Source organism: Undibacterium cyanobacteriorum (assembly GCF_031326225.1).
Classification (GTDB): Bacteria; Pseudomonadota; Gammaproteobacteria; order Burkholderiales; family Burkholderiaceae_D; genus Undibacterium; species Undibacterium cyanobacteriorum.
On the sequence record NZ_CP133720.1, the window covers coordinates 1,838,249 to 1,852,550 of the forward strand.

8 protein-coding genes are annotated in these 14,302 nt (G+C 49.3%); 7 read left to right on the forward strand and 1 reads right to left on the reverse strand.

What is annotated here, in order from left to right:
- Positions 1 to 840 precede the first annotated feature (840 nt).
- The 4 genes from aceE to RF679_RS07610 all read left to right on the forward strand — a co-directional run bounded on the left by aceE (position 841) and on the right by RF679_RS07610 (position 8,335).
- The gene (gene aceE / locus RF679_RS07595) at positions 841 to 3,534 is read left to right on the forward strand and encodes a pyruvate dehydrogenase (acetyl-transferring), homodimeric type (protein WP_309483615.1); all 2,694 of its coding nucleotides are present in this window, start codon (positions 841 to 843) and stop codon (positions 3,532 to 3,534) included.
- A gap of 215 nt (positions 3,535 to 3,749) precedes the next feature.
- Positions 3,750 to 5,051, forward strand: a complete 1,302-nt coding sequence (aceF, locus tag RF679_RS07600) for a dihydrolipoyllysine-residue acetyltransferase (RefSeq protein WP_309483616.1) — start codon at positions 3,750 to 3,752, stop codon at positions 5,049 to 5,051.
- Between the two features lie 15 nt (positions 5,052 to 5,066).
- Positions 5,067 to 7,187 carry a dihydrolipoyl dehydrogenase gene (gene lpdA, locus RF679_RS07605; protein ID WP_309483617.1) on the forward strand — a complete coding sequence of 707 codons (2,121 nt, stop codon included), beginning with the start codon at positions 5,067 to 5,069 and terminating at the stop codon, positions 7,185 to 7,187.
- A gap of 293 nt (positions 7,188 to 7,480) precedes the next feature.
- Positions 7,481 to 8,335: a potassium channel family protein gene (locus RF679_RS07610; RefSeq protein ID WP_309483618.1), complete on the forward strand. Its 855-nt coding sequence runs from the start codon at positions 7,481 to 7,483 to the stop codon at positions 8,333 to 8,335.
- A gap of 33 nt (positions 8,336 to 8,368) precedes the next feature.
- Here RF679_RS07610 and RF679_RS07615 read toward each other — a convergent pair whose 3' ends face one another.
- On the reverse strand, positions 8,369 to 10,819 hold the full coding sequence (locus RF679_RS07615; protein WP_309483619.1) for an ATP-binding protein: 2,451 nt from the start codon (positions 10,817 to 10,819) through the stop codon (positions 8,369 to 8,371).
- 323 nt (positions 10,820 to 11,142) lie between these two features.
- Between RF679_RS07615 and RF679_RS07620 the strand changes: the two genes are divergently transcribed.
- From RF679_RS07620 to RF679_RS07630, 3 genes are all read left to right on the forward strand, one after another.
- Positions 11,143 to 12,105, forward strand: coding sequence for a sulfite exporter TauE/SafE family protein (locus RF679_RS07620; protein ID WP_309483620.1), 963 nt, complete (start codon positions 11,143 to 11,145; stop codon positions 12,103 to 12,105).
- Positions 12,106 to 12,338: 233 nt separating this feature from the next.
- Positions 12,339 to 13,031 carry a CerR family C-terminal domain-containing protein gene (locus tag RF679_RS07625; protein ID WP_309483621.1) on the forward strand — a complete coding sequence of 231 codons (693 nt, stop codon included), beginning with the start codon at positions 12,339 to 12,341 and terminating at the stop codon, positions 13,029 to 13,031.
- A 95-nt stretch (positions 13,032 to 13,126) separates the two neighbouring features.
- Positions 13,127 to 14,302, forward strand: a complete 1,176-nt coding sequence (locus tag RF679_RS07630; RefSeq protein ID WP_309483622.1) for an efflux RND transporter periplasmic adaptor subunit — start codon at positions 13,127 to 13,129, stop codon at positions 14,300 to 14,302.

Sequence of the window (14,302 nt, forward strand, 5' to 3'; positions counted from 1 at the left end):
CAATGAACTGCAAAAAAGTTAAAGAATTGGAGCTCGTGTAGTGATGAATCAAAAGTCGAAGTCGGTCTAGAAGGCAGAATGATCAAGTGCTTGATCGTTGAATGCGGCTGGCGGTGAGGTGCCAACTTTTCTCGATGTAATTGATCTCCTTTGGGTAGGTAATTTTAGCGTCATCAAAAAATTTTCTTTTAGTTACGTAACTTGTAAGGAGTCTGCTCGCACCATCAATGTGCTTTGGGTAAGTCGGTGTTGGTGAAATGGCGATTAGGGTATTGAGTAGGTCGGTGCGCTACGATCCTATAAAGCGACAAGGCTGCAAGGCGGAGGCGGAACGATTGAGAATCTATAGTTGAAGAATTATGGGGCGAGAAAGCATGGCGTGGTCATCGCGGTATTCATGGAAATTATCAATAAATACAAAGATTTGTATGTTGCATTGCGACACAAATTTCACATTATAAAACGACATATCGTAATTTGAAATTTGCGAAAACACCTGTTAGAATGCTTTTACTTCGTGAAAAGCTGGGGTGATTTTGTGCGTCTTTTTTGTTCACGCATGACGTGAATAAGAGTAAAAAGAGACGTGTAATCCTGATTGGAAAACGCTGATCTCATCGCGGTAGTTCATGAAATCTCATGAAGTTTATGAAGCTCATTCAGTTTTTAAAGTAATGAAGTATTTGCTTTGTCGTTGCAGTTTTTGTCGCCAGTCACAGGTTCGTTTTGGTCATCAAATCTATACTCGCATTGCAGTGATTTCGCTGAAGATTGGTGAATAGTGAAGGGTGATGGCAAGGCAGTACGACAGCAAAAAACAATTTTGAACCAGGAGACCGTATGTCACAGATAGACCAAATTTTGGCGCAAGCCGTGAATGATCCCGACGTGATCGAAACCAATGAATGGCTTGATGCATTGGAAGCTGTGATTGATACGGAAGGTCCAGACCGCGCGCACTATTTGATGGAACGTATGATGGATTTGGCGCGTCGTCGTGGTGCGAATATCCCGTTCTCAAGCAATACTGCTTACGTCAATACGATCCCTGCCGATAAAGGTGCGCATTGCCCAGGTAATTTGGAAATCGAAGAGCGCCTGCGTTCATACATGCGTTGGAATGCGATGGCGATGGTGGTCAAAGCGAATCGTCTTGACGGCGATTTAGGTGGTCACTTATCGAGCTTCGCTTCTTTGGCGAATATGCTCGGTATTGGTTTCAACCATTTTTGGCATGCACCAACGGCGGATCACGGTGGGGATTTGCTGTACATTCAAGGTCACTCTTCTCCAGGTATTTATGCTCGCGCTTTCCTCGAAGGCCGCTTGAGCGAGGATCAGTTGTTGCACTTCCGTCGTGAAGTTGATGGCAAAGGTCTGTCTTCTTACCCACATCCAAAACTGATGCCAGATTTCTGGCAATTCCCAACTGTTTCGATGGGCTTGGGCCCATTGATGGCCATCTACCAAGCACGCTTTTTGAAATATCTCCACGCACGTGGCATCGCTGATACGGAAAAACGTAAAGTCTGGGCATTCTGCGGCGACGGTGAAATGGATGAACCAGAATCCATGGGCGCGATTGGCATGGCGGGCCGTGAAAAGTTGAATAACCTCGTGATCGTGGTGAACTGTAATTTGCAACGTCTGGACGGCCCAGTACGCGGCAATGGAAAAATCATTCAAGAACTCGAATCTGACTTCCGTGGCGCAGGCTGGAATGTGGTTAAAGTGATTTGGGGTTCTGGTTGGGATGAATTGCTGGCGAAAGACAAAGAAGGCGCGTTGCGTAAGATTATGATGGAGACCGTCGACGGTGAATATCAGAACTACAAAGCTAAAGACGGCGCCTATGTTCGCTCCCACTTCTTCGGCAAAGATCCACGTACATTGGCGATGGTCGCCCATATGTCGGACGACGATATCTGGCGCTTGACACGCGGTGGTCATGATCCACACAAAATCTATGCAGCATTTAAAGTCGCACAAGAAAGCGTTGATCAACCGACGGTGATTTTGGCGAAGAGTATTAAAGGTTACGGTTTCGGTAAAGCAGGTGAAGCACGTAACACGGCACATAATACGAAGAAGCTCGATGACGAAACGATCAAATCCGTACGCGATCGCTTCCAATTGCCGATTCCAGATGACAAACTGCCGGAAATTCCATTCTACAAACCAGCTGACGATTCGCCAGAAATGAAGTACTTGCACGAACGTCGTGCTGCATTAGGTGGTTACTTGCCACAACGTCGTCAACAGGCGGATGAGCAATTAGTGGTGCCGCCATTGTCGGCTTTCCAAGCCATGTTGGAACCAACGGCGGAAGGTCGCGAGATTTCGACAACAGCTTCTTATGTACGTGTGTTGACGTCTTTGCTGCGTGATAGTAGTTTGGGTCAACGTGTGGTGCCGATCATGGTCGATGAATCGCGTACATTCGGTATGGAAGGCTTGTTCCGTCAAATCGGTATCTTCAGCCAAGTTGGTCAGTTGTACGAACCTGTCGATAAAGATCAGGTGATGTACTACCGCGAAGACAAAGCCGGTCAGATTTTGCAAGAGGGGATTAATGAAGCCGGTGGTATGAGTTCATGGATCGCTGCGGCGACTTCTTACTCAACCAATAACCGCGTGATGATCCCGTTCTACACGTATTACTCGATGTTCGGTCTGCAACGTATCGGCGATTTGGCCTGGGCCGCAGCGGATATGCGTGCACGTGGTTTCTTGATCGGCGGTACTGCGGGTCGTACGACACTGAACGGTGAAGGCTTGCAACATGAAGATGGTCATAGCCACGTAATGGCATCGACGATTCCAAACTGCGTTCCTTACGATCCGACATTTGCGCATGAAGTCGCAGTCATTATTCATGATGGTTTGCGTCGCATGGTCACTAACCAAGAAGACGTGTTCTACTACATCACTGTGATGAACGAGAACTACGCTCACCCAGGTTTGGTTGCTGGTCAAGAAGAAGGCATCATCAAAGGTCTGTACTCCTTTAAGAAATCGGAAGCGCAAACCAAACATCGCGTGCAGTTGTTAGGCTCCGGCACTATCTTGCGTGAAGTGATTGCGGCGGCAGATCTGTTGCAAAATGATTGGGGTATCGCGGCCGATATTTGGTCTGCACCATCTTTCACTTTGTTGGCGCGTGATGGCCAAGATGCGGAACGTTGGAATATGTTGCACCCAACCGAAACACCACGTGTGCCTTACATCGCTGAGTGCTTGAAAGATACTGCAGGTCCTATCGTTGTATCGACGGATTACATGCGTGTCTATGCTGAACAAGTACGTGCATTTATTCCGAAGAGCCGTAGCTACAAAGTATTGGGTACCGATGGTTTCGGTCGTTCTGATAGCCGTGCAAAGTTGCGTGAGTTCTTCGAAGTCAATCGTTATTTCGTCACAGTCGCGGCGCTGAAATCCCTGGCAGACGAAGGTTCCATCTCGGCTTCCGTAGTGGCACAAGCGATTGAGAAATATGGCATTGATCCAAACAAACCAAATCCGGTGACTGTTTAAATGAATCGTAGTTAAAACCCCTCAACGCAGAGACGCAGAGACTCCGAGAAGTTCGGAAACAGAGAAACCCTCTCTTTCAAGGTCTTACTTAGCGCCTCGGCGCCTCGGCGTTGAAGGGGGTTTGGCAAGAGCATACAAATGCGAATTGGCCGAATGAAACCTATTCCCACCCCAACCCTCCTTGTTACGTGGAGGGAGCAAATGGAGCGAGTATTATGAGTACAGTAGAAGTCAAAGTCCCGGATATTGGTGATTTTAAAGAGGTTGAAGTCATCGAGTTGATGGTGAAAGTAGGTGACGTGATCAAAGTGGATCAGTCCTTGATTACCGTCGAATCTGATAAAGCCAGTATGGAAATTCCTTCCAGCCACGCTGGTGTGGTGAAGGAAGTAAAGGTCAAGATTGGTGACAAAGTCGCATTAGGCTCTTTGGTCGCGATCGTTGAAGCTGATGGCGCTGCCGAAGCTGCACCAGCGTCGACGCCAGCACCGGCAGCGGTTGCAGCGCCAGCACCAGCACCTGTGGCTGCCCCAGCAGTGGCTGCTGCACCTGCCGCATCTGCAGCAGTGGTGGTAACCCCAGCGGGCAAAGCGCATGCATCACCATCGGTACGCAAATTCGCTCGTGAACTCGGTGTCGATTTGAGTAAGGTCCCTGGCACAGCACCTAAAGGTCGCGTGACCCAGCAAGACGTGCAGAATTATGTGAAGGGTGTAATCGCTGGAGCGGCAAACCCAGTGAGTGCGGCGCCTGTTGCAAGCAATGGCAGCGGTGCGGGATTGAATCTCTTGCCATGGCCTTCACTCGACTTCTCGAAGTTTGGTGCGACTGAAACGCAGCCATTGTCACGTATCAAAAAACTCAGCGGCCCGAATTTGCATCGCAATTGGGTCATGATTCCTCACGTCACGCAATTCGACGAAGCCGATATTTCGGACCTGGAAGAATTCCGTAAATCCTCGAACGCGGCCTTGGCTAAATCGGGCGTGAAATTGACGATGTTGGCTTTCGTGATCAAGGCCAGCGTGTCTGCCTTGAAGAAGTTCCCAGCCTTTAACTCCTCTTTGGATGCGACTGGTGAAAACTTGATCTTGAAGCAGTACTACAACATCGGTTTCGCAGCTGATACACCGAACGGTTTGGTGGTGCCCGTCGTCAAAAACGCAGACCAAAAAACTTTGTCGCAAATCGCTAATGAAATGGGCGAATTGTCAGCGCAAGCTCGTGAAGGCAAGTTGAAGCCAGCGGATATGCAAGGCGCTACCTTCACGATCTCTTCCTTGGGCGGTATCGGTGGCACAGCATTTACCCCGATCATCAACGCACCTGAAGTCGCGATTCTTGGTTTGTCGAAGTCTTCGATGAAGCCGGTGTGGGACGGCAAACAATTCGCTCCACGTTTGATGTTGCCATTGTCCTTGTCCTACGACCATCGCGTGATCGATGGTGCGATGGCGGCGAAGTTCACAGCCTATTTGGCGGATGTTCTCGCTGATTTGCGTAAAACCATGTTGTAATCAGGAGCCAAGACGATGAGTACAGTTGAAGTCAAAGTCCCTGATATCGGCGACTTTAAAGAAGTTGAAATCATTGAAGTGATGGTCAAAGTCGGCGATACAATTAAGGTCGATCAATCGTTGATTACGGTGGAATCTGATAAAGCCAGCATGGAGATCCCATCCAGCCATGCGGGTGTGGTCAAAGAATTGAAAGTCAAAGTCGGTGATAAAGTCGCCGAGGGCAGCTTGGTATTGTTGGTTGAAGTGAGTGCGGGTGCGACAGTAGCTACGCCCGCTCAGCCTGCCGCAGCTCCAGCAGCATCAGTGCCAGCCGCTCCTGCGGCCGCTGCATCGGCTGCACCAACGGCAACAACTGCGAGTGCCGGTCCAGTCGACGTGAAAGTGCCAGATATCGGTGACTTTAAAGAAGTTGAAGTGATCGAAGTGATGGTGAAAGTTGGCGACACGATCAAAGTCGATCAATCTTTAGTGACAGTGGAGTCCGACAAAGCAAGTATGGAAATTCCATCGTCGCATGCTGGTGTGGTTAAAGAATTGAAAGTAAAAGTCGGCGATAAAGTGGCTGAGGGTAGTTTGTTATTGGTGGTGGAAGCTAGTGGTGGTGCTAGTGCAGCAGCGGCACCGGCTGCTCCTGCTTCTGCACCAGCTCAGCCAGCACAAGCTGTAGCACAAGTAGCAGCACCGGTCGCTTCAAACTACAGCGGACAAGTTGACATCGAATGCGACATGATGGTCTTGGGTGCAGGTCCTGGTGGTTACTCAGCCGCGTTCCGCTCTGCCGATCTTGGCATGAGCACAGTACTTGTTGAGCGTTACTCTACCTTGGGTGGGGTTTGCTTGAACGTCGGTTGTATCCCGTCGAAAGCACTTTTGCATGTTGCGGCAGTGATCGATGAAACGGCAGCCATGTCGGGTCACGGCGTCACCTTCGCAAAACCGCAAATTGATCTCGATGCATTGCGTGCCCATAAAGACGGTGTGATTAAGCAAATGACTGGTGGTTTGGCTGGCATGGCGAAGGCGCGCAAAGTCAACATCGTGCAAGGTGTTGGGCAGCTCGTGAGTCCCTATCACATCGAAGTGACAGCGGCGGATGGCAGCAAGAAAGTGGTGCAGTTCAAGCAAGCGATTATTGCGGCTGGTTCTTCTGTCGTGAAGTTACCGTTTGTTCCAGAAGATCCACGTATCGTCGATAGCACCGGCGCTTTGGAGTTGCGTCAAATTCCGAAACGGATGTTGGTGATTGGCGGCGGTATTATTGGTCTCGAAATGGCGACCGTGTATTCGACTTTGGGCGCTCGCATTGACGTCGTCGAAATGATGGATGGTTTGATGCAAGGTGCCGATCGCGATATGGTCAAAGTCTGGCAGAAGCACAATCAACATCGCTTCGACAATATCATGACGAAGACTAAAACCGTGGGCGTGGAAGCTTTGCCTGAAGGGATTAAAGTTACGTTTGAAGCAGCTGAAGCAGGCGCACAAGCACCAGCACCGCAATTGTACGACTTGGTCTTGGTTGCAGTAGGTCGCAGCCCGAACGGTAAGAAAATCGCTGCGGAAAAAGCTGGTGTTGCGGTCACAGATCGTGGCTTCATCAATGTCGATAAACAAATGCGCACCAACGTACCGCATATCTTTGCGATCGGCGATTTGGTTGGTCAACCAATGTTGGCGCACAAAGCGGTACATGAAGCGCACGTGGCAGCGGAAGCCGCCGCTGGACACAAAGCTTTCTTTGATGCGACGGTGATTCCTTCGGTCGCTTATACTGATCCAGAAGTGGCGTGGGTTGGTGTGACCGAAGATGAAGCGAAAGCCAAAGGCTTGGCGATTGAGAAGGGCGTATTCCCGTGGGCTGCTTCCGGTCGCGCTGTGGCAAATGGCCGCGCTGAGGGTTTCACTAAATTGATCTTCGATGCCGAAAGCAAACGCATTATCGGTGGAGGTATCGTCGGTACGCATGCTGGCGACATGATCGGTGAAGTCGCTCTGGCGGTTGAAATGGGAGCTGATGCGATTGATATCGGCAAGACCATTCATCCACATCCAACTTTGGGTGAATCAATTGGTATGGCAGCCGAAGTGTATAAAGGTGTCTGTACTGATTTGCCACCGCAGCGCAAAAAGTAAAAGTGTTGCCTCCGTAAAGTTGTGAAAAAATCCCCGACATGTTCGGGGATTTTTTTGCTTTCACAGTGAAATCATTTTGTTGATTGGAACCTCCTTTGCCGAGGAGGGCAGGCGTGTGGGACAAGAATGTGGCAAATTGTGTCTTTGGTGCACTGCAAAATAAAACTTTCTTGTGGTAAATAATTGTTTGCGCAATACTGAATTTCAGTGCAGGCAGTTGCTGCAGTTATGTGTCAATGCGTTCCAAGAAAGTTCTCTTTTTTTGCTCGTCTCACTCACACATGGGGCAGATTATGTTGCCGCGTCTTGATGCCATTATGGCGGTCTTTTTTCGACTGATGTCGCGCACACGCTTGCGCTTCATCCTCGAACTTAGTTTGATGTTTGTGCTGGTGTGGTGTGGTTGTGCTCTTCTCATCTACACGTTTGAACACGGCATCAACCCTCGCATTCACGATAGACTCGATGCGATTTATTATCTGTTGGTGACGATGACGACCTCGGGTGATTCAGCGGTGACACCGATGACCACGGGCGGACGTGTCGTCATGAGTTTTGCCTTGATCTTATCAAAATTATTGACCGCGCTTCTTTGTGCTGTTGCGGCCGCCGTCTTGATCGACCATAAACTCAAAGTTGAAATGGGGTTGAAAATGCACAAGCTAAATAATCATATAGTCATCATTGGATGGAACTTAAAGGGCAGCCAAATCGTATCCAGTTTCCGTAAGAATCCGAGCTTGCAAAAAGAGGAAATTGTCGTGATGGCCGATATCGAACAGAAACCCGTCGACGACCCTTTGCTGTATTTCACTCGCTCGCCATATCCGATCCGTGGTGATGCCATCGAGCGCGCTTGTCTCGCACAGGCGAGGGTGATTGTGATCTTGGCCAACTATGGCGAACGTCAATATGCTGACGCACTGACTGCGGTCAACTGTATGATGGCTCGCAAAGAAAACCCAGAGGCCAAAGTGGTGGCGGAATTGCTCGACCCAGGACAGCGTCTTTATCTCGAGACTTCAGGGGCTAATTCAGTGGTGAGCATTGGTGACGTGGGTGGCTTCTTATTGGCCGAGGCAGTGGCAGGTAGCCAAGAAGCACAATTCTTGTTGAATGCCGTGGCGCGGCGCGCGGCCAACGGCTAGTCAAGCTATCCTTCACCTTATTGGTTTGGGTGTTTAGTCCTGTGCTGCGATATCAGTATTATTCTCAAGAACAGTCCATTCTTGCACACTGGTATTGATGAAGCCGCATTCACGCATTGCTACGGTCACAGTTCCGGAATCGATCATTTGCTGCAATAACGGGAACACGCTGTCTGCAACTTTTTTTCCCAATTCATTGCGACTCACTGCAAAATGTCTTGTTCCATGCAAGCTGACAGCAATGCCAGGAATTGGAATCAAGCGACAAGATTCAAATTCGATGCTAAGGTCATCGTTCGGTGGGAAAGGGGCGAGTACGGCATCAACTTCCCCAGCGCTCAGCATATAAACCATTTGCCGCCATGTCTTTACGTCGACGCAGAAGTTGGCTCCTAAGTTTTGTAAAGTCTTCCAATCAACGCTCCAGTCTTTATTGCTGGCGATCCGTAGTTGTTGAATATCATGCAGATTGGTGCTGCTCAAGGCGTGCGAATTACCAACGCGGGTGTATACACCAACCACCGTCTGACCATCTCGAATAAACGGACCAGACATCAAAATTTCTCCTACGAACTCTTGCAGATCATTTCTCCATGCGGTGGTTGCCAACCCTGTCAACAGGCCCTCACGTAGTTTTGCAATGCCTTGAGCGTAGCTGTCGACTGCGATTAATTCGACACCGGTATTCGGTAAGCCTTCTTGCATGGCGCGTAAGAAGAGGGCTAGTTCGACGACATCGCGGCGGCTATGGGGACCACCAAAGTAGCTGACCTCTTTGATAGTACGATCACCCAAGAAAGCATAGTAGTCGTCGAGTACATCTTTGGGAACACCGAGTTTTGCTTGTATGCCGATCGCATTGGGGGCGGTTAAGGGCAGATTGAGGATAATCGTGGTTCCTTTGTTCGGTTCCGATTGAATATCGATTTTCCCGCCGAAAGCTTGTGTAACAACGTTGTATGCAAGGTGCATGCCGAGGCCGCTGCCACCTTTGCCAAGCTTGGTGGTGAAGAAGGGTTCAAAGATGCGTCGTAGTACGCTGGCTGAAATTCCGAGACCGTTATCTTCGAAACGAATCAGCACATGTTGGTCGTCAAGTTTGTGCGCACTGAGGCGCATCGTACCAGCGTCGATTCCTTCAAACGCATGCAGGATGGCGTTGTTGATGAAGTTGATGATGACTTGGCTTAAGGGGCCGGGATATGAGTTCATTTGAATGTCGTCATCGACATCTAAAATCAGCTGATGATGTGTGTTTTTCAAGCGCGGTGCCATCGCTAATGCGGTTTCTTCTAACACTGCCTTAAGCGAAAAATCGCGACGTTGGCCAGAGTGCTGGTCTGCCGATAATTGTTTGAAGCTCGCAATGAGAGTGGCGGCGCGGTCGAGATTCTGTATTAATATGGTTGTTCCGCGAAGGGCGTCATCGAAAAACTCGTTGAGTGCGCGTCGCGTCAAACCAGTGCTGCTCTCTTGTTGAAGTTTTTTGGTGACGTCCGACAAAGTGCTTCCAACTAATAGTGCATTGCCAATCGGAGTGTTGAGTTCATGCGCAATGCCTGAAACGAGGTTTCCCAATGCAGCATTCTTTTCACTTTGCACCAGCTCATTACGCGCTCCTTCCAGATTTTGCAAAGTATCGATTAGACGCGCATTACTGGTGGCTAAGGCTCGAGTGCGTTCTTCGACACGTGCTTCGAGGATTTCATTTGCGGCGCGTAGTTGTTCACGGAGTTGGTCGGATTGTTTGAGTTCTTGTTGCGATTGCTGCCGTGACCACAGTAGATACAGCACAATCGCGAAGATCCATATAAAGATAATGATTAAGCGAAAATGCGCGGCAGTGATCCAAGGACCTCGAAACTCTAATTTTTTAAGCGTAAGGGTGTGATCTCCCTGCACAACATTGCCGCCGGTGACAATGCTCATCGAAATGACGCGATCCAGTTCGGGACCGAGATGTTTTGATGGTAGCGGATGTTCTTGTATCCACCAAGAAGACACCATGAATTGACTCAAGTTAAAGCTGACTTCGGCACTTTCTTTACTTGGGTCGTACACGATCTCATGCGGTTTGAGCGTGATGCTTTGCTGATCTTTGGAGTAGGCGGGATTGAAGTTGCGAATGAACAGCCGAATTTGATTGGCACTTTCGGGGCCGCTGCTTTCGAGATGGATACGTAAAGTGTCGAAGCGACGCAAATCGACGCCATCATTACTTTCTTCTAAGCGAATGGCTAATTCGCAGAAAGGCCATTGGTAGGTGCGATCAATTTTGCAGTGGAGAACTTTCTGGTTCGCGTCTTGCTTCAAACTAGCGACACTTTGTCCACCCTCCGGCCGATCATCGACCACTGTGAAGCGAGATTCGGGTAGTTGATCGATACGCCAGCTTTGCCACATTAAATGTTCGTGGGCGAGTAAGGCAGCAATGGTGATCGCCACCAAAATGAGCAAGATACGATTGAACAGGCGATTCACCATAGTTCTTCTGATCTTTAATTGAGAGGTTGACTGGGCGAGTGTCGTGACCGAATTTTACTCGGAAATAAAAGAGGGAAAGTTTCCAAATATCAAGAAAACGAGGGACTGTGGCAAAAATGAGTAAAGCTTCTTTTTTGTTCAGTATAAGAAGGTAACCGGGCGCATAGTGTGGTTTGTTAGTGAAATTAAATTGAAATGAAGGTTTGTTACACACATTTGCGTTAATATATTTAAGATATTTTAGATTGGGCGCTGATTCGGTACGGGCGAACTAATCTTTTCCAATTAACCAAATCGATCTAGTTCGAAAAAGGGGGAGTTCAATGCGTTTCAATTTGCATTGCATGATGCCGTTGGTCTTGTGTTTGAGCGCGTGCTCAGAGGATATGAATCAAAAGGCTTTAACCCCGAAAGCCTTGTTACTGCTGTTTTCATTGATGGCTTTGATGTTTATCGGGTTGTGGGTGCGCTCATTGCTAAGAATGCGACGTGAAAATCTAGCCTGGAACTGGCCTCGCCCGATTGAACTGGCGGTAGGCGCAGTTACGGACTTTTTTGATACTTTGGGCATCGGAGCCTTTGCGCCAAGTACAGCGATTTTTCGTTTGGCGAAGATTGTGCCGGACGAGCTGATTCCGGGCACTCTTAATGTGGGTCATACTTTACCTACTATTGCTCAGGCTTTGATCTTCATTCAGATTGTCGATGTGGCGCCAAGCACGTTATTGCCGATGATTTCCGCTGCGGGTATCGGTGCATGGTTAGGTACCAAATTGGTCGGTGATTTACCACGCTTTCAAATTCGCTTAGGGATGGGGTTCGCCATGCTTTTGGCGGCCAGCATTATGTTGCTGTCTTTGTTGGGTGTGTTACCCGCGGGTAAAGATGCTCTGATGTTGGCAGGGTGGCAGTGGTGGGTCGGAGTGATCGGCAATTTTGTGCTGGGATTGCTGATGCCGCTCGGGATCGGTCTGTATGCGCCATGTATGATATTGGTGAGCTTGCTAGGGATGAGTCCCTTGGCCGCATTTCCGATCATGATGGGATCATGTGCCTTTCTAATGCCCATCAGTAGCGCAGGCTTCTTTCAAAATCGACGTTACCAAGTTTCTTCTGCCTTGGGTTTGGCAATGGCGGGTGTTCCCGCGGTGTTGTTGGCGGCTTTCTTGGTCAAGTCATTGGAGCTCGATACTTTAAGGTGGGGCGTTGTTGGGATTGTGACCTATGTGGCTCTGAGTATTTTGTATTCGGCGTGGCGCGATCGTCGGCGTACAGCGAATTCATAATTGGCAGATGAGGCGCGGATGCTGGGATTCACATATCTCACTTATCTGAACGGACACGGTTAGCGTCCGGCGCGTTGGCAGCAGCGTCCTCGCTCACTTCAAAACCAAGCCCAACGCCATGCCCTTCGTCAAGCTCAGCGATGAAAGGAAGTTTGCTTCGGCTCTAAGCTTCCTTTTTTTACGCTCTTTTCTAGTTCAATCAAACGTTTGATTTATGTGTTATGCTGTCACGCATGAAAACAAAGAACGCATCAAAACAAGTTTCAAGCGAAGCTACAGTCGATAAACGTGCAAGTCGTTCGGACGGGCAAGAGGCACGCGAACGCCTCTTCATGGCAGCCTTGAAACTATTCGCCGAACAAGGCTATGCAAAGACTTCCACGCGCGAAATTGCAACAGCAGCTGGAGTTAATATCTCCGCCATCAGTTATTACTTTGGCGATAAACAAGGCTTATACCGCACGGTGTTCTGCGATAAACGCTATGTTCCTAATCTTCCTCATGACTTTTATGACGACACGCAACTGAGCTTGCGCGATGGTGTGGCCGCGCTCGTCAGAATGAATGTTGATTGCCTGACGCAAGGTGAAATTGCACAAAACTTTATGCGCCTGTATATCCGCGAAATGGTTGATCCGACCGGTTTGTGGCAGGAAGAAATTGAGGCAAACATTCAGCCTGTGCATCAAGGTTTTGTTCGATTCTTGGCGCGACATTTGCAAGTCGCCCGTGTGGATGATGATGTACATCGGCTCGCCTTTGGGATCGCAGGATTGGCATTAAGTTTGATTGCCAACGGGGATGTGATTGCCATTGTTCGACCGAAGTTGGTGCAAAGCCAAACGTCGATTGATGTGTTTGCGGATCGTTTAACCGATTATGCGCTAGCCATGTGTGAGGCTGAGCGACAGAGACGCCGTGATTAGGACGCGAAATGAATTAGATCGTAATGAATAATTTTTGAATATGAGATAAGGGTAATGTGAAGATGAAAAACGACGCGAAGAAAATGAAATGTCAGATGACTGCGAACTACACAGTTGGAATGCTTGCATTGGTGTTTCTCAACTTGCTGTATGTCTTGCCAAGTGCCGCTGAACAGTCCGATAGTTCAGCAAAAGCGAAAGCTGAATCTGCAAAAGCAAAGCCCACAAAACCTGCTTTGACGATCACCATCACGCAGGTGGGGAATGGTCAAATGCAAAGTCGTTTAGCCGCGAACGGCAATATCGCCGCGTGGCAAGAGGCGAGTGTTGGATCTGAGTCGAACGGCTTGCGTATAGCCGAAGTGATGGTGAACGTGGGCGATCGCGTCGCTAAGGGACAAGTGCTAGCGCGCTTCGCCAGTGAAGCGGTGCAAGCCGATTTGCAGCAGGTGAAAGCGAGTTTGGCGGAAGCTGAAGCCAGTGCCAATGAGGCGATCGCAAATGCCGATCGCGCGCGCGGGTTGCAAGCCAGTGGTGCGATTAGTAAACAGCAAATTGGACAATATCTTACTGCAGAGGCGACCGCCAAAGCACGTGTCGCTGCCGCAAAATCAGCCCTCGATGTCGCCAACCTTCGTATGAAATATACGCAAGTGGTCGCGCCGGATCATGGGATTATTTCGGCACGCATGGCGACTGTAGGTGCAGTTGCTGGTGCCGGCACGGAGTTGTTCCGCCTAATCCGCCAAGGACGATTAGAGTGGCGTGCGGAAGTGACTTCAGCTGAGTTGAGCCAGCTTAAACCAGGAACGGCAGCGACGATCACTGCACCCAACGGTGAACAAGCTAGTGGCAAAGTGCGTATGGTGGCGCCAACTGTCGACCTGAATAATCGTACCGGCTTGGTGTACGTCGACATCGATTTAAGTAAGAGCAAAACGGCAGATCAAAGCTTTAAAGCGGGCATGTTCGCAAAGGGCGAGTTTGTATTGGGTAGTTCGCAAGCCATGACGATTCCGCAACAAGCGGTTGTGGTCCGCGATGGATTTAGCTATGTATTTAAGCTGAACCCGGATCAACGTGTTTCGCAAATAAAGGTTCAAACTGGTCGACGCATGAAAGTGAATGGCATCGAACAAGTTGAGGTGATCGGCGGTATCAATGCCGGCGCCCAAATTGCTGCCAGTGGCGTGGGATTTTTGAATGACGGTGATGTGGTCAAAGTCGCGAGTGCCGCAAGCGACGCCGGTGCGAATTCTGTTGGTAAATAG

Bases quoted from the DNA above. Each gene is read 5' to 3' on its own strand.
- RF679_RS07610 (WP_309483618.1), top strand. From the start codon at position 7,481: ATGTTGCCGCGTCTTGATGCCATTATGGCGGTCTTTTTTCGACTGATG.
- RF679_RS07615 (WP_309483619.1), bottom strand. From the start codon at position 10,819: ATGGTGAATCGCCTGTTCAATCGTATCTTGCTCATTTTGGTGGCGATC.
- aceF (WP_309483616.1), top strand. From the start codon at position 3,750: ATGAGTACAGTAGAAGTCAAAGTCCCGGATATTGGTGATTTTAAAGAG.
- aceE (WP_309483615.1), top strand. From the start codon at position 841: ATGTCACAGATAGACCAAATTTTGGCGCAAGCCGTGAATGATCCCGAC.
- RF679_RS07620 (WP_309483620.1), top strand. From the start codon at position 11,143: ATGCGTTTCAATTTGCATTGCATGATGCCGTTGGTCTTGTGTTTGAGC.
- RF679_RS07625 (WP_309483621.1), top strand. From the start codon at position 12,339: ATGAAAACAAAGAACGCATCAAAACAAGTTTCAAGCGAAGCTACAGTC.
- lpdA (WP_309483617.1), top strand. From the start codon at position 5,067: ATGAGTACAGTTGAAGTCAAAGTCCCTGATATCGGCGACTTTAAAGAA.
- RF679_RS07630 (WP_309483622.1), top strand. From the start codon at position 13,127: ATGACTGCGAACTACACAGTTGGAATGCTTGCATTGGTGTTTCTCAAC.